Source organism: Agromyces salentinus, from assembly GCF_009749395.1.
In the GTDB taxonomy this organism is placed as follows: domain Bacteria; phylum Actinomycetota; class Actinomycetes; order Actinomycetales; family Microbacteriaceae; genus Agromyces; species Agromyces salentinus.
In genome coordinates this window covers 248,168-263,883 of record NZ_WBIR01000002.1, presented here as the reverse complement: position 1 = coordinate 263,883, position 15,716 = coordinate 248,168, and the positions used below count along the sequence as shown (strand labels likewise).

Annotated in this window: 15 protein-coding genes; 12 read left to right on the top strand and 3 right to left on the bottom strand. The window is 69.9% G+C overall.

Features of this window, described 5'->3' with window-relative positions:
- Positions 1–41: 41 nt before the first annotated feature.
- The 7 genes from GQQ95_RS04130 (at position 42) to GQQ95_RS04100 (ending at position 8,877) form a co-directional block, all read left to right on the top strand.
- Positions 42–728, top strand: a complete 687-nt coding sequence (locus GQQ95_RS04130; protein WP_157426374.1) for a DivIVA domain-containing protein — start codon at positions 42–44, stop codon at positions 726–728.
- Positions 718–1,320 (top strand): signal peptidase II, encoded by a 603-nt coding sequence (lspA, locus tag GQQ95_RS04125; protein ID WP_157426373.1) that lies wholly within the window; start codon positions 718–720, stop codon positions 1,318–1,320. Before GQQ95_RS04130 ends, lspA begins: the two co-directional genes overlap by 11 nt.
- Before the next feature lie 7 nt (positions 1,321–1,327).
- Entirely contained in the window at positions 1,328–2,248 is a 921-nt protein-coding gene (locus GQQ95_RS04120; RefSeq protein ID WP_157426372.1) for an RluA family pseudouridine synthase, read from the top strand.
- Positions 2,249–2,376: 128 nt separating this feature from the next.
- Complete coding sequence (gene dnaE, locus GQQ95_RS04115) at positions 2,377–5,850, top strand: DNA polymerase III subunit alpha (protein WP_246205179.1); 3,474 nt, start codon at positions 2,377–2,379, stop codon at positions 5,848–5,850.
- A 49-nt stretch (positions 5,851–5,899) separates the two neighbouring features.
- A complete protein-coding gene (gene hisD, locus GQQ95_RS04110; protein WP_157426370.1) occupies positions 5,900–7,207 on the top strand; it encodes a histidinol dehydrogenase in 1,308 nt (435 codons plus the stop codon).
- 89 nt (positions 7,208–7,296) lie between these two features.
- The gene (nrdR, locus tag GQQ95_RS04105) at positions 7,297–7,770 is read left to right on the top strand and encodes a transcriptional regulator NrdR (protein WP_157426369.1); all 474 of its coding nucleotides are present in this window, start codon (positions 7,297–7,299) and stop codon (positions 7,768–7,770) included.
- A 45-nt stretch (positions 7,771–7,815) separates the two neighbouring features.
- On the top strand, positions 7,816–8,877 hold the full coding sequence (locus GQQ95_RS04100) for a quinone-dependent dihydroorotate dehydrogenase (protein WP_157426368.1): 1,062 nt from the start codon (positions 7,816–7,818) through the stop codon (positions 8,875–8,877).
- Positions 8,878–8,962: 85 nt separating this feature from the next.
- Here GQQ95_RS04100 and GQQ95_RS04095 read toward each other — a convergent pair whose 3' ends face one another.
- A complete protein-coding gene (locus GQQ95_RS04095; protein ID WP_157426367.1) occupies positions 8,963–10,021 on the bottom strand; it encodes an App1 family protein phosphatidate phosphatase in 1,059 nt (352 codons plus the stop codon).
- A 107-nt stretch (positions 10,022–10,128) separates the two neighbouring features.
- On the opposite strand from GQQ95_RS04095, the gene GQQ95_RS04090 reads away from it, so the two are divergent.
- From GQQ95_RS04090 to GQQ95_RS04070, 5 genes are all read left to right on the top strand, one after another.
- Positions 10,129–10,788 carry a TetR/AcrR family transcriptional regulator gene (locus GQQ95_RS04090; protein ID WP_157426366.1) on the top strand — a complete coding sequence of 220 codons (660 nt, stop codon included), beginning with the start codon at positions 10,129–10,131 and terminating at the stop codon, positions 10,786–10,788.
- Between the two features lie 144 nt (positions 10,789–10,932).
- Positions 10,933–11,745, top strand: a complete 813-nt coding sequence (locus GQQ95_RS04085; RefSeq protein WP_157426365.1) for an ABC transporter ATP-binding protein — start codon at positions 10,933–10,935, stop codon at positions 11,743–11,745.
- Positions 11,742–12,440, top strand: coding sequence for an ABC transporter permease (locus GQQ95_RS04080; RefSeq protein WP_212275274.1), 699 nt, complete (start codon positions 11,742–11,744; stop codon positions 12,438–12,440). The genes GQQ95_RS04085 and GQQ95_RS04080 overlap by 4 nt, the downstream gene beginning before the upstream one ends.
- The gene (locus GQQ95_RS04075; protein WP_157426364.1) at positions 12,437–13,153 is read left to right on the top strand and encodes an ABC transporter permease; all 717 of its coding nucleotides are present in this window, start codon (positions 12,437–12,439) and stop codon (positions 13,151–13,153) included. The genes GQQ95_RS04080 and GQQ95_RS04075 overlap by 4 nt, the downstream gene beginning before the upstream one ends.
- 23 nt (positions 13,154–13,176) lie before the next feature.
- Positions 13,177–14,103, top strand: coding sequence for an ABC transporter substrate-binding protein (locus GQQ95_RS04070; RefSeq protein ID WP_157426363.1), 927 nt, complete (start codon positions 13,177–13,179; stop codon positions 14,101–14,103).
- On the opposite strand, the gene GQQ95_RS04065 is transcribed toward GQQ95_RS04070, so the two are convergent.
- The gene (locus GQQ95_RS04065; protein ID WP_157426362.1) at positions 14,100–14,843 is read right to left on the bottom strand and encodes a DedA family protein; all 744 of its coding nucleotides are present in this window, start codon (positions 14,841–14,843) and stop codon (positions 14,100–14,102) included. The two genes, GQQ95_RS04070 and GQQ95_RS04065, sit on opposite strands and share 4 nt — an antisense overlap.
- A 39-nt stretch (positions 14,844–14,882) precedes the next feature.
- Positions 14,883–15,716 carry a M56 family metallopeptidase gene (locus tag GQQ95_RS04060; protein ID WP_157426361.1) on the bottom strand — a complete coding sequence of 278 codons (834 nt, stop codon included), beginning with the start codon at positions 15,714–15,716 and terminating at the stop codon, positions 14,883–14,885.

The following is a 15,716-nucleotide window of genomic DNA, read 5'->3' as shown; positions in this document are numbered from 1 at the left end:
AGAACGCAACGAACAGTTCGAAGATGTGAGGGTGAGAAGCCATGGCGCTAACTCCGGAAGATGTGGTCAACAAGCGCTTCCAGGCGACGAAGTTCCGCGAGGGGTACGACCAGGATGAGGTCGACGACTTCCTCGACGAGGTCGTCGTCGAGCTTCGTCGACTGAATCAGGAGAACGAAGAGCTGCGCCAGCGCGTGTCGGCCGCCGAGGCCCGGGCCGCAGAGGCCGCCAAGTCGGCCGCGTCCGCGCCCGCCGCACAGGCTCCTGCGCCCGTCTACGCCGAGCCCACGCCCCAGCCGGCGACGGTCGCGGTCACGGTGCCCGCACCGGCGCCGCAGTCGGAGCTCGACGAGCAGACCAGCACGACGAACCTGCTCCAGCTCGCACGCCGCCTCCACGAGGAGCATGTCCGCGAGGGCATCGAGAAGCGCGATGCGCTCATCGCCGAGGGCCACGCCACGGCCGCACGCGTCGTCGCCGAGGCCGAGGCCAAGCAGCGCGCCCAGATCGGCGTGCTCGACCAGGAGCGCCAGGCGCTCGAGAAGCGCGTCGACGGCCTCCGCCTGTTCGAGCGCGAGTACCGCCAGAAGCTGAAGAGCTACATCGAGGGCCAGCTGCGCGACCTCGACACCGCCGCGCCGGTGTCGATGCCCGACAACCAGGGCTACCACGCTCCGGTTTCGAACGAGCAGGCGCCCGCGCCCACCTTCCAGGGCTTTGGAGTCTGAGCGGCGCACGAAGGCCGGAGCAACAACCGCCCTCGTCGTCCTCGTTCTCGCTGCCCTCACGGTCTACGGGTTCGACCAACTGAGCAAGTTCCTCGTCGTCTCCAACCTCACTGAGGGGGAGACGGTCCCGGTGCTGGGCGAGGTGCTGCAATGGCACTTCGTCCGCAACCCGGGAGCGGCGTTCTCGCTGGCGAGCGGCATGACGTGGATCTTCACGATCCTCGCAGCCGGCGTCATCACCTTCATCATCTGGTTCGCACGGCGCATCAGGTCCGTCGCGTGGGGGCTCGTCTTCGGGCTCCTGCTCGGCGGCGTCCTGGGCAACCTCACCGATCGTCTCTTCCGCGAACCCGGCTTCGGCTTGGGGCATGTCGTCGACTTCGTGTCCACGCCCTGGCTGATCCCCGCCATCTACAACGTCGCCGACATGGCGATCGTCTCGAGCATGGTGCTCTTCATGGTCCTCACCATCCGCGGCGTCGGCCTCGACGGGTCGCGGGAATCCAAGCGGGCGGCCGACGAGCGGCCGAGCGATGCGGTCGAGGCTGACGGTGAGCCGGGCGGCGTCGCGCCGGTCGTCCGCGAGGCCTGACGCGAACATGGAGTACCGTTCCCTCCCGGTACCGGATGGCCTCGAAGGCATCCGCGTCGACCAGGGCCTCGCGAAGCTGCTCGGCTTCTCGCGGACGCAGGCGGCCGAGGTCGCGGCGTCCGGCGGCGTCACGCTCGACGGCCGCACCGCCGACAAGTCCGACCGGCTCCACGCCGGCAGCTGGCTCGAGGTGAGCTGGGAGCCGCCGCGCAGCGTCGAGGTCGTGCCGATCGCGGTTCCCGACCTCGGCATCATCCACGATGACGACGACCTCGTCGTCGTCGACAAGCCGGCGGGCGTCGCCGCGCACCCGTCGCTCGGCTGGGAGGGCCCGACCGTGGTCGGCGCCCTCGCGGCCGCGGGCTTCCGGATCTCGACATCCGGCGCCCCCGAGCGCCAGGGCATCGTCCACCGGCTCGACGCCGGCACCAGCGGGCTCATGGTCGTGGCGAAGTCGGAGCGGGCCTACACCGAGCTCAAGCGGCAGTTCCACGACCGCGAGGTCGAGAAGGTCTACCACACGGTCGTGCAGGGACACCCCGATCCGCTCGCGGGCACGATCGACGCCCCGGTCGGGCGGCATCCGCGTTCCGAGTGGAAGTTCGCGGTCGTCGCGGGTGGCAAGCACGCCGTGACCCACTACGAGACGCTCGAGGCGTTCCCCTATGCCTCCCTGCTCGAGGTCCACCTCGAGACCGGCCGCACCCACCAGATCCGCGTGCACATGGCCGCCCAGCGGCATCCGTGCGTGGGCGACGCCATGTACGGGGCCGACCCCACCATCTCGGCGCGCCTCGGCCTCGCACGGCAGTGGCTGCACGCGCACCGGCTCTCGCTCACGCATCCCGCGACGGGCGACTGGGTCACCTTCGAGTCCGAGTACCCGGCCGACCTCGCGGCGGCCCTCGAATCGCTCCGCGCCGAGTGATTCGGCGGCACTGACGCCCGGTCGCCGTAGACTCGAACGCGCCCCCGAGAACCACCCCGCAGCATCCGAAGAGGAGCCCAGTGGCCACCGATTCCTTCGTCCACCTGCACGTGCACAGCGAGTACTCCATGCTCGACGGTGCGGCCCGGGTCGGTGAACTCGTCTCCGCCGCGGCCGAGCAGGGCATGCCCGCCGTCGCCGTCACTGACCATGGCAACGTGTTCGGCGCCTACGACTTCTGGAAGCAGGCGACCGACGCCGGCATCAAGCCCATCATCGGCACCGAGGCGTACGTCACGCCGGGCACGCATCGCGGCGACAAGACCCGGATCCGCTGGGGTTCCGGCGGCGGCGACGACGTCTCCGGCTCCGGTGCCTATACGCACATGACGCTGCTCTCGCAGAGCACCGAGGGCATGCACAACCTCTTCCGGCTCTCGAGCCGTGCCTCGCTCGAGGGCTACTACTTCAAGCCCCGCATGGACCGGGAACTCCTCTCGACCTACGCCTCCGGGCTCATCGCGACCACCGGATGCCCCTCCGGCGAGGTGCAGACCCGGCTGCGGCTCGGGCAGTACGACGAGGCGCTGAAGGCGGCATCCGACTTCCGCGACATCTTCGGCAAGGAGAACTACTTCGCCGAGATCATGGACCACGGTCTCGGCATCGAGCGCCGCATCATGTCCGACCTGCACCGCTTGGCGAAGCAGCTCGACCTCCCGCTCGTGGCGACGAACGACCTGCACTACACGCATGCGCACGACGCGAAGAGCCATGCCGCCCTGCTCTGCGTCCAGTCGGGCTCCACCCTCGACGACCCCAACCGGTTCAAGTTCGACGCCGACGAGTTCTACCTGAAGACCGCGGCGGAGATGCGGCAGGTCTTCCGCGACTATCCCGAGGCGTGCGACAACACGCTGCTCATCGCCGAGCGCTGCGACGTGAAGTTCAACACGAGCGCCAACTACATGCCCCGCTTCCCGGTGCCCGAGGGCGAAGACGAGCAGAGCTGGTTCGTGAAGGAGGTCGAGCGGGGACTGCACGTGCGCTACCCCGACGGGATCCCCGACGCCGTGCGCAAGCAGGCCGACTACGAGGTCGGCGTCATCTCGCAGATGGGGTTCCCCGGCTACTTCCTCGTGGTCGCGGACTTCATCAACTGGTCCAAGAACAACGGCATCCGGGTGGGTCCCGGCCGCGGTTCCGGCGCCGGCTCGATGGCCGCGTACGCGATGCGCATCACCGACCTCGACCCGCTGCAGCACGGCCTCATCTTCGAGCGGTTCCTGAACCCCGACCGCGTCTCCATGCCCGACTTCGACGTCGACTTCGACGAGCGTCGCCGCGGCGAGGTCATCAAGTACGTCACCGAGAAGTACGGCGACGAGCGCGTCGCGCAGATCGTGACCTACGGCACGATCAAGGCGAAGCAGGCCCTGAAGGACTCCGGTCGCGTGCTCGGGTTCCCGTTCTCGATGGGCGAGAAGCTCACGAAGGCGATGCCCCCGGCCGTCATGGGCAAGGACATCCCGCTGACCGGCATCTTCGACACGAAGCATCCGCGCTACAAGGAAGCCGCCGACATCCGGGCGATCGTCGAGACCGACCCCGAGGCGAAGACGGTCTTCGAGACGGCGCTCGGGCTCGAGAACCTCAAGCGCCAGTGGGGCGTGCACGCCGCGGGCGTGATCATGTCGAGCGACCCGCTGATCGACATCATCCCGATCATGAAGCGCGAGCAGGACGGCCAGATCGTCACGCAGTTCGACTACCCCGCGTGCGAGTCGCTCGGCCTGATCAAGATGGACTTCCTCGGGTTGCGCAACCTGACGATCATCGATGACGCGCTCGACAACATCGAGGCGAACCGGGGCTTCCGCCCGGTGCTCGAAGACCTCGCGCTCGACGACCCGGGTGCGTACGAGCTGCTCGGCAAGGGCGACACCCTCGGCGTGTTCCAGCTCGACGGCGGGCCGATGCGCTCGCTGCTGCGCCAGATGAAGCCCGACAACTTCGAGGACATCTCGGCCGTCATCGCGCTGTACCGCCCGGGCCCCATGGGTGCCAACTCGCACATCAACTATGCGCTCCGCAAGAACGGGTTGCAGGAGATCACCCCGATCCACCCCGAGTTCGAAGAGTCCCTGCGGGAGATCCTCGACACGAGCTACGGCCTGATCATCTACCAGGAGCAGGTCATGGCGATCGCGCAGAAGGTCGCCGGCTTCTCGCTCGGCCAGGCCGACATCCTGCGGCGCGCCATGGGCAAGAAGAAGAAGTCCGAGCTCGACAAGCAGTACGAGGGCTTCTCCGGCGGCATGAAGGCCAACGGCTACTCGGATGCCGCGATCCAGAAGCTCTGGGAGATCCTGCTCCCGTTCTCCGACTACGCCTTCAACAAGGCGCACTCGGCCGCGTACGGGGTGCTGAGCTACTGGACGGCGTACCTCAAGGCGCACTACCCGGCCGAGTACATGGCGGCCCTGCTCACGAGCGTCGGCGACGCCCGCGACAAGCTCGCGCTGTACCTCAACGAATGCCGGCGCATGGGCATCAAGGTGCTGCCGCCCGACGTGAACGAGTCCATCGGCTACTTCGCGGCCGTCGGCGAGGACATCCGGTTCGGCATGGGCGCCGTGCGCAACGTCGGATTCAACGTCGTCGATGCGATCCGTGGGGCCCGCGACGCGAAGGGCCGGTTCGAGTCGTTCCACGACTTCCTGAAGAAGTGCCCGCTGCCGGTCGCGAACAAGCGCACGGTCGAATCCCTGGTCAAGGCCGGGGCGTTCGACTCGCTCGGTCACACGCGACGCTCGCTCGTCGAGATCCACGAGGGCGCGGTCGAGTCCGTCGTCAAGGAGAAGCGCGCCGAAGAGGTGGGCGACATCGGATTCGACTTCGACAGCCTCTTCGACGACCACGAACGCGACGCCGTGCCCTCCCTCGTCCCCGATCGGCCCGAATGGCCGAAGAAGCAGAAGCTCGCCTTCGAGCGCGAGATGCTCGGGCTGTACGTGTCGGAGCATCCCCTCGACGGGCTGGAGGTGCCGCTCGCGAAGCACGCGTCGTCCTCGATCCTCGACCTCACCACGTCCGACTCGACGCAGGACGGCGAGACGGTCGTGGTCGCCGGGCTCGTCACGAGCGTGCAGCACCGCATCGCGAAGTCGTCGGGCAACCAGTACGGCATGATCACGGTCGAGGACTTCTCGGGCGAGATCACCGTCATGTTCATGGGCAAGGCGTACCAGGAGTTCGCGCCGGGGCTGCAGGCCGACTCGATCGCCGTCGTCCGGGGTCGCGTCAGCATGCGCGATGACGGCATGAACCTGCACGCGTTCAGCGTGTTCACCCCCGAACTCGGTCAGAACGATGAATCCGGGATCGTGAGAATCACGATTCCCGACCACCGGGCGACGCATGAGACCACCCACGCGCTCCGTGAGGTGCTCGTGCGCCATCGCGGGGAGACGGAGGTCCGGATCACCCTGACGAAGGGCCGGGCCGGCCGGGTCTTCGAGGTGCCCCAGTACCCGGTCAAGGTGACCGCCGACTTCTACGGCGAACTGAAGAGCCTGCTCGGGCCCAACTGCCTCGTGTGACGGGGGATGCCTCGGGCCCGTGCCGACGCGGCCGGTACGATTGGTGATCATGCTCCGCACACTCGACCTCCGCGGCACGCGTCCGACCGCGTCCGAACTCCTGGCCCTCGTTCCGCGCGCCGAGACCGATGTCACGGCGGCCCTCGCGCCCGCCGGGCGCATCATCGACGAGGTCCGCGAGCACGGGGAGCAGGCTTTGCTCGACCAGGCGGAGCGGTTCGACGGGGTGCGTCCCGCGACGGTCCGCGTTCCGGCCGAGCAGCTGCGCGACGCGCTCGTGGCGCTCGACCCCGAGGTGCGCGCGGCCGTCGAGTCCACGATCGCCCGCGTCCGCGAGGCGAGCATGGCACAGGTCCCCGTGCCCGTCGTCACCGTGCTCGCGCCGGGGGCCGTGGTCGAGCAGCGCTGGCAGCCGGTCGACCGCGTGGGGCTCTACGTTCCCGGCGGCAAGGCGGTCTACCCCTCGAGCGTGGTCATGAACGTCGTTCCCGCGCAGGCGGCGGGCGTGCGTTCGATCGCCCTGGCGTCCCCGCCGCAGTCCGACCACGACGGGCGCATCCACCCCACCATCGCGGCGGTCGCGGCGCTCCTGGGCGTCGACGAGGTGTACGCCATGGGCGGCGCGGGCGCGATCGGCGCCTTCGCCTACGGCGTGCCGGACCTCGGGCTCGAACCGGTGCAACGCGTGACCGGGCCGGGCAACGTCTTCGTCGCTGCCGCGAAGCGCCTCGTCGCCGGGGTCACGGGCATCGACGCGGAGGCCGGTCCCACCGACATCCTGGTCATCGCGGATGCCGGCGCCGACCCCGACTTCGTCGCCGCCGACCTCGTCAGCCAGGCCGAGCACGACGAGCTCGCGGCATCCGTGCTCGTCACCGACTCGGTCGAACTGGCCGAGGCCGTCATGGCGAGGCTCGAGGTGCGTGTGGCGGCGACGAAGCACGGCGAGCGCGTGCGGCAGGCGATCACGGGTCCGCAGTCCGCCCTGGTCCTCGTCGACGACCTCGAGCAGGCCGCGGCCTTCACGAATGCGTTCGGTCCAGAGCACCTCGAGATCCAGGTCGTCGACGCCGATGCCGTGCTCGCCGGCATCGATAACGCAGGGGCGATCTTCATCGGCCCGCACTCGCCCGTGAGCCTCGGCGACTACGCGGCCGGCTCGAATCACGTCCTGCCCACGGGGGGCACCGCCCGTCACGTCGCCGGACTGTCCGCGGCCACGTTCCTGCGACCGCAGCAGGTCGTGCGCTACGACGAGTCGGCCTTGCGCGAGGTGGCCCCGGTCGTGGCGGCGCTCTCCGCCGAGGAGGACCTGCCGGCGCACGGCGAGGCGGTCACCGCTCGATTCGAGCGGTGACGGCGGGGAGGCCGGTCGGGTGTGATCCGGCCGTGAGGCCGACGCACCGCATCCGAGGGGTTCGGACGGGCCGCTAGGCTTGGCTCACCATGTACTGTCCGTTCTGCCGTCACTCGGATTCCCGCGTCATCGATTCCCGCACGAGCGACGACGGGCTCTCGATCCGTCGCCGCAGGCAGTGCCCAGAGTGCGGCGGGCGGTTCTCCACCACCGAGACCGCGAGCCTCTCGGTCATCAAGCGCAGCGGCGTCACCGAGCCGTTCAGCCGCGAGAAGGTCGTCCTCGGCGTCAAGAAGGCCTGCCAGGGCCGACCCGTGACCGACTCCGATCTCGCGATGCTCGCGCAGACCGTCGAGGAGACCATCCGCTCGACCGGCGCCTCGCAGATCGAGGCGAACGACATCGGCCTCGCCATCCTGCCGCCGCTCCGCGATCTCGACGAGGTCGCCTACCTGCGCTTCGCGAGCGTCTACCAGGCGTTCGAGTCCCTCGACGACTTCGAGACCGCGATCGGGCAACTGCGCGAGGTGCACGGCCGGCTTCCCGCTCGTCCCGTCGAATGACCGGGCCGCAGGCCGCCCGGCACGCTCCGCTACCCTGAAAGCCGCATGTATCCTCTCCTCTTCTCCCTCGTCTTCTCGCGCATGGACCCCGAGGACGCGCATCACCTCGCGTTCCGGGTCATCCGCATGCTCCCCACCCTCGGCCTCGGCCGGGTGGTCGAGTCGTTCACGAGGCCGAGCGAGTCATTGGCGGTCGAGGCGCTCGGCCTCCGCTTCGCGTCGCCCTTCGGTGTCGCCGCCGGGTTCGACAAGGACGGCTTCGCGGTCCGAGGCCTCGGCAACCTGGGCTTCGGCCACGTCGAGGTCGGCACCATCACCGCCGTGCCGCAGCCGGGCAACGACCGCCCCCGCCTGTTCCGCCTCGTGCGCGATCGCGCCCTCATCAATCGCATGGGCTTCAACAACGGCGGTGCGGATGCCGCGGTCGGGCGCCTCTCGCGCCTGGCGCGTCGTCGCCACCGACCCGTGCTCGGCGTCAACATCGGCAAGAGCCGGATCACCGCCGTCGAGGACGCCGTCTCCGACTACGAGCGCAGCACCAAGGTGCTGGCGCCGTACGCCGACTACCTCGTGGTGAACGTGAGCTCGCCCAACACCCCGGGGCTCCGCGGCCTGCAGGAGTTGGACGCCCTCGCGCCGCTGCTCGAGGCCGTCCGCGCGGCAGCGGGGCGGACGCCGCTCCTCGTGAAGATCGCACCCGACCTCGCCGACGACGAGGTGGTCCGCATCTGCGAGCTCGCCACCAGGCTCGGCCTCGACGGCATCATCGCGACGAACACCACCATCGCGCGCACGGGACTGACCGCGTCGTCGGCGGAGGTCGAGCGCATCGGGGCCGGCGGGCTCTCCGGAGCGCCATTGGCCGCGAGGTCGCTCGAGGTGCTGAGGCTCGTCCGCGAGCACGTTCCCGCCGGGCTGTGCGTCATCTCGGTGGGCGGAGTGGAGACCGCTGAGGACGTGCAGGAGCGCCTGGACGCCGGCGCCACCCTCGTGCAGGGCTACTCCGCGTTCATCTATCGCGGCCCGGCGTGGGCCAGGCAGGTCAACCGCGGCCTCGTCGAGCTGCGCCGGCGTCGCGACCGCGACGCGGCACCCGTCGCCGCCTGAACCGAGCCCGGCCCGCACGCCGAGGCGCGGTACGAGCCGTCGCGCCCCGTTGCAGAGGCAATCGCCTCGCGAGGGAACAGCGGGCTCAGAGGATGCCGGCGCCGGTCAGGCGATCGGCGAGGGTCGACCCGTCGCTCGCGGAGACCCATGGGGCCTGCACGCCCTCGAGGTCGGCCTTGGCCCGACCGCCGGCGAGCACCGCCTCGCCCGTCGACAGGGTCCGGATGGCGATGGCCGCGACGTTCTCGGGGTGCTCGGCGGCGAACTCGGCGTAGATCGCCTCGTCGTGCTGGCCGTCGTCGCCGATCAGCAGCCACCGGATGTCGGGGAACTCCCCGGCGAGACGACGCAGGTTCTCCTCCTTGTGCGCCCGACCGCTCCGGAACCACCGATCATGCGTCGGCCCCCAATCGGTCAGGAGCAGCGGACCCGGGGGATAGAGGTTGCGCGAGAGGAAGCGGGTGAGCGTGGGAGCCACGTTCCAGGCGCCCGTAGAGAGGTAGATGATCGGGACCCCTGGGTGCGCCCGGACGAGGCGGTCGTAGAGCACCGCCATGCCCTGCGTCGGGATGCGCGCGTGCTCGTCGAGCACGAACGTGTTCCAGAATGCCACGAACGGCCGCGGCAGCGCCGTGACCATGACGGTGTCGTCGACGTCGGAGATGATGCCGAAGGAGGCGTCGGGCGGCAGCACCTGGATCGGCGCCTCGACCGGTTGCGCGCCGGCCGTCGTGAGCGTGGCTTGATGCCATCCCGGCACCAGCGAGACCGGGATGCGGGTGTCGACGACGCCGCCGCGGTCGGCGAGGACCTCGATGCGCTGGCCGGCGATGTCGATCATGACCGGGACGTCCCCGACGGGCGCGCTGGTGAAGCTGCGCCAGCCGCGGATGCCCTGCTCGCCCCGACGTCGACGTCGGGGGGAGGGCTCGTCCTCGGCGATCGGGCGGCTGAGCAGCACCCGGCAGAGCACGCGGACCCATTCGGTCGAGCCGTAGCCCGTGTACGGGACGACCGTGGGCACCTGCCCGCGCCACCGCGCCCAGCGCACGTGCAGGTCGTGGATCCAGTCCTCGACGCGCGCGGCACGATGCCGGACCTCGCGCTCTCGGGATCCGGCCGGATCAGGGGGGCTCGCCGGCATCCACTCAGTCTGTCATGGCCGGATGCCCCGGACGAAACGGGCCCGCACCGTGGTCTTCGAAGCAGCTCCCGACAGGTAGAGTGGAGCCCGCAATCTGAGGAGGTTCCGTGCCGAATGTCGACCTGATCCTCGGGGCCGATTCGAGCAGGAAGCGCTCAGTCCGCACCGAGCCGACCCAACGTCGGAGTTCGCAGCGTCTCGACGCGCTGCTGGACGCCGCCGCCGACATCGTCGACGAGTCCGGCTTCGAACGGCTCACGACGCAGATGGTGGCCGAGCGCGCCGGAGCCTCCATCGGCACCGTCTACCGGTACTTCCCCGACCGCGTCGCCGTCGTGGACGCGCTCCGCGAACGTGCCATCCGCCGCTATCGCGAGCGCGTCGTCGACGACATGGAGCGCACCGCGCCCGCCACCTGGTGGGACACCATCGACCTGGCGCTCGACGCCTGCGTCGCGATGTACCGGGACGAGCCCGGCTTCGCCGTCGTGCACGCCGGACGCCGCGACCGTGCCGACGACGACGAGCCCGAATTCGCCACCCGGATGGCGCAGTTGATCGCGAGCGAGTTCGACGTCGAACTCGAGGCGGCAGAGCTCCGGTTCCGCCTCGGCATCGCGCTCGAGGTCGGTCACTCGCTGATCAACCGGGCCTTCGAGCGGAGCATCGACGGCGACCCCGGGTACCTCGAGGAGGCTCGCAGCCTCGTGCGCACGTACCTCTTCGAGCACGTCGGAACGCCGCACGCCGCGAGCAACGCCGCCTGACGCGGCATCCGCCCGCCCTCCGCGGTTCGCGAACCTTACCCCACTCGACCGGCCGGACGGTCGCCGTTGCCTCCGCGCCGGAATGGTGTTTGGCTGGAGAACTGCGATCGGGCGCCCGCCCGCCGCATCGGGTGAGGGGCAGCGATGATCGAGTTCCGAGGCGTCAGCAAGCAGTATCCCGACGGCACGGTCGCCGTCGAGGGCGTCGACATCGTGATCGAGCCGCACACCACGACGGTGCTGGTCGGTTCGTCGGGCTCGGGCAAGACGACGCTGCTGCGCATGATCAACCGGATGGTCGATCCGACCGGCGGCCAGGTCCTCATCGACGGCACGGATGTCGCGACCGTCGATCCCGTGCGCCTGCGCCGCGGCATCGGATACGTGATGCAGAACTCCGGGCTCCTGCCGCACCGCACGGTCGTCGACAACGTGGCCACGGTGCCCGTGCTCACGGGCGTGAGTCGGAAGCAGGCCAGGGCCCGCGCGCTGGAGCTGCTCGACACGGTCGGCCTCGAGCGGTCGCTCGCCGACAAGTACCCATCGCAGCTGTCCGGCGGCCAGCAGCAGCGCGTCGGCGTGGCCCGCGGGCTCGCGGTCGACCCGAACATCCTGCTCATGGACGAGCCCTTCGGCGCGGTCGACCCGATCGTCCGCTCGGAGCTGCAGCAGGAGCTGCTGCGGCTGCAGGGCGAGCTGGGCAAGACGGTCGTCTTCGTCACGCATGACATCGACGAGGCCTTCCTCCTCGGCGACCAGATCGTCATCATGCAGCAGGGCGGTCGCATCTCGCAGGCCGCCTCGCCCGCGGAGATCCTCGCCGCACCGGCCGACGCCTTCGTCGCCGACTTCGTGGGGGCCGAACGCGGCAAGCGCTCGCTGCACCTGACCGAGGTCGACGGCCGCACCGTCGTGGTCGACGGCGACGGCCGCCCGGCCGGGGTGCTCGCCCCGTGACCTGGCTGTGGTCGAACCTCGACGAGGTCGGCGAGCTGATGCTGGTGCACCTGGCATTGTCGGTGCCCGCTGTCATCCTGAGTCTCGTGTTCTCGATTCCGCTCGGCTGGACGGCGCATCGCTACGCCTGGTCACGTGGCGTCCTGCTCTCGATCGCCGCGCTGCTCTACGCGATCCCGTCGCTCGCGCTCTTCGTCTCGCTCCCGCCCCTGACCGGGTTCGGGCTGCGTTCGCCGATGAATCTCGTCATCGCCCTGACGATCTACGGAGTCGCGGTCATGGTGCGCACGGCGGCCGACGCCTTCGACTCCGTCTCCCGCGAGGTGCGGCAGTCGGCGACGGCGCTCGGCTACTCGGCGTCCGGGCGCTTCTGGGGCGTCGAACTCCCGCTGGCCGGTCCGGTGCTGCTCTCCGGCCTGCGCGTCGTCATCGTGAGCACGGTGAGCCTCGCGACGGTCGGCGCGGTGATCGGCGTCCCGAGCCTCGGCAGCCTCTTCACCGACGGCTTCCAGCGCGGCATCCAGGCCGAGATCGTCACCGGCATCGTCGCGACCATCCTGCTCGCCCTCGTGCTCGACCTCGTCGCGGTGCTCCTCGGGCGCCTGCTGCTGCCGTGGACGCGCACGCCGAGCGGACGCCGAGCGTCGCAGGAACGCGCGATGGAGACGACCGAACGGGTGGCGGGAGCAGCATGAACCTCTTCGTCGAGGGCTTCGCGTGGATCCTCGACCCGGCCAACTGGTCGGGTCCGGGCAGCATCCCCGAGCGCCTCGGTCAGCACCTGGCCGTCTCGGCGACGGTGCTGCTCATCGCGATGGTCATCGCCCTGCCGGTCGGCGCCCTCATCGGCCACACTGGCCGCGGTCGCGAAGCCGCGGTGATGGTCTCGGGCGGTCTGCGCGCACTGCCCACGCTCGGCGTGCTGACCCTGTTCGGCCTGTGGATCGGCATCGGCCTCACCGCACCGATCCTCGCGCTCGTGATCCTCGCGATCCCGCCGCTGCTCGCCGGTGCGTACGCGGGGTTCGAATCCGTCGACCGGCGCACCGTCGACGCCGCGAGGGCCATGGGCATGCGCGAACTGCAGATCGTCGGCGGGGTGGAGCTGCCCTTGGGGCTGCCGATCCTCGTCGGCGGCATCCGCTCGGCCTCGGTGCAGATCATCGCGACCGCGACGCTGGCCGCGTACCTCGCCGACGAGGGACTCGGGCGGTACATCTTTCAGGGCTTGAAGACACGGGATTACGCGGAGATGCTCGGCGGTTCCATCCTGGTGATCGCCCTCGCTCTCGTGGTGGACGGGTGCTTCGCACTCGTGCAGCGCATCGTCGTCCCCGCCGGCGTGCGGGCGACGCGAACCAGGGAACTCCGCTCGAGACCGGCCCGGTCGCGAGCGGCCACGGGGTGACCCGAATCGAAGGAGAAGCAGGAATGTTCACAGCAGGAAGAGGCCGGCTCGGTGCACTTGCAGCGGTCGCGGTCGGGGCGACAGTGGCCCTGGCAGGGTGTTCGTCCGGTGATCCGCTCGACAGCGGATCGGGTGGCGGCGACGAGTCATCCGAGACCATCGTCGTCGGCTCCCAGGACTACTACTCGAACGAGATCATCGCCGAGATCTACGCGCAGGCGCTCGAGGCGAACGGCGTGACCGTCGAGCGGGACCTCCGTATCGGCCAGCGCGAGGTCTACATCCCCGAGATCGAGGACGGGGCGATCGACCTCTTCCCCGAGTACACGGGAAACCTCCTCCAGTACTACGTGCCCGACACCGAGTCGAAGACGAGCGACGACGTCTACGCCGAGCTCGCCGACGCGCTTCCCGAGGGCGTCTCGGTCCTCGAGCAGTCCTCCGCCACCGATCAGGACTCCTACAACGTGACGAAGGCGTTCTCCGACGAGAACGGCGTCACGAGCCTCGCGGACCTGGCCGGCGTCTCCACGCCGATCACGCTCGGCGGCAACTCGGAACTCGAATCCCGTCCCTACGGGCCCGAGGGGCTGAAGTCGGTCTACGGCGTCGACGTCGCCTTCACACCGATCGAGGACAGCGGCGGACCTCTGACGCTCAAGGCGCTCGTCGACGACCAGGTGCAGATGGTGAACATCTACAGCGCCGACCCCAACATCGCCGCGAACGACCTCGTCACGCTCGAGGACCCAGATGGCCTGTTCCTCGCGTCCAACGTGGTGCCCGTCGTGAGCGAGAAGATCACGGACGAGATGGCGGAGGTCATCAACACCGTGAGCGCGGCCCTCACGCCCCAGGAGCTCGTGGCGCTGAATGCGCTGAGCGTGAACGAGCAGCAGTCCGCGGAGCAGATCGCCGAGGACTGGCTGGCGGAGCAGGACCTCTTCTAGAAGCCGGTCGAAGGACGCGAGGGGTCGGATGCTGCGGCATCCGGCCCTTCGCCGTCGGAGGGGGAGGCCGAGGTGTCGGCGGGCGCGGTCTCCTCGTCGGCCCGGTGCTCCATGTGCGCCGACTCCGACCGGAAGATCAGGCGCTTGGCGAGCCAGGCCGCGACGAGGAACACGACGATCACGGCGACGAACAGGTAGCCTGCCCAGTGCAGGTCGCGGCTCAGTTCGCGGTAGCTCCCGGCGGCGAGGCTGCCGACGCTCACGTAGGCGAAGGTCCAGATCACGCAGGCGGGCAGGGTCCAGGAGATGAAGCGGCGGTACCGCATCGTGCTCATGCCCACGGTGAGCGGGATGAGGGAGTGCAGCACCGGGAGGAACCGCGAGATGAAGATCGCGGGGCCGCCGCGGCGATCGAGGTACCGCTGCGCCTTCGCCCAGTTCTCCTCACCGAGGCGACGGCCCAGCCGTGAACGCTTGATGTGCGGGCCGAACCAGCGGCCCAGCGCGAAGCCGATGCTCTCGCCGATGAGCGCTCCGGCGATGACCGCGATGACGAGGGCGAAGTACTCCACGACGCCGTCGACCGCGGTCGAGGCGACGAGCACGATCGTGTCACCCGGCACGATGAGTCCGATGAGCACCGAGGTCTCGAGCATGATGCCGAGCGCGGCGAGCAGGGTCCGGGCAACGGGGTCGACACTCTGAACGGTGTTCAGGATCCAGTCGAGGATCTCGTTCATCGTTCGAGCGTAACGGCGGCGCCTCGGCGGGGCGTCACCCTAGAGGCTGATTCCGAGCCGTGCGAGCCGGGCGTCCAGCATGCCGCGATCGGGGGAGACCCCGCCCGACTCCGCGTAGGCCCCCGGCTCGCCCGAGCTGCCGACGAGGAGGATCGCCGAGCCGAGTGCACGATCGCCGACCTCGTGCCTCGCGGTGTCGTCGGCGAGCATCTCGGTCAGGAGGGCGACCGCCCGTTCGGCCCGATTCGCGATCGGGAACCAGGGCAGTGCGCTGTGCCAGGCCCGGAACGAGAGCAGGACGAGGTGGTGGAACTGGTCGAGGTGCGCGCGCTCGTGGGCGATGACGGCCGCGAGTTCGTCCGGGCCGAGGGCCTGGACGAGCCCGTCGGTGAGTACGGTGGCCGTGCGGAACCCGGGTACGCAGTAGGCCAGCGGCTCGGGGTGCGCGAGGACCAGGGTGCGCGGCATGCCGGGCATGGGATCGCCGAGGATCGCGATGAGCTCGTGCTGGCGCCGTCGCTCCCGTTCGGCGCGGACTGCCGTGAGCGCCACGTTCAGCATCAGGTGCACCGCGAGGCCGACGGCCAGCGTGAGGGCGGCGAGGTGGATGACCGCGTACTGGGGCGGGATCGCCCCGTGCAGCAGGGCCGGCGCCAACTGCTCCGCGGCAGCCGCGAAGGATCCCGCCGGGATGGCGGCGAAGGCGAGCAGGCCGCCGATCATCGAGGCCGCACCCGCGAGGGCGATGCCCTGCCACAGCGCGAGGGCCATGGCGGGCGCGCGAGCCGGCCATTCGGCCCTGGACAGCGCCATCGGCACGGGCCACGCGAGTGCCACGGCGATCACGCCGAGGACGATGGCCGTGGCGAGCAT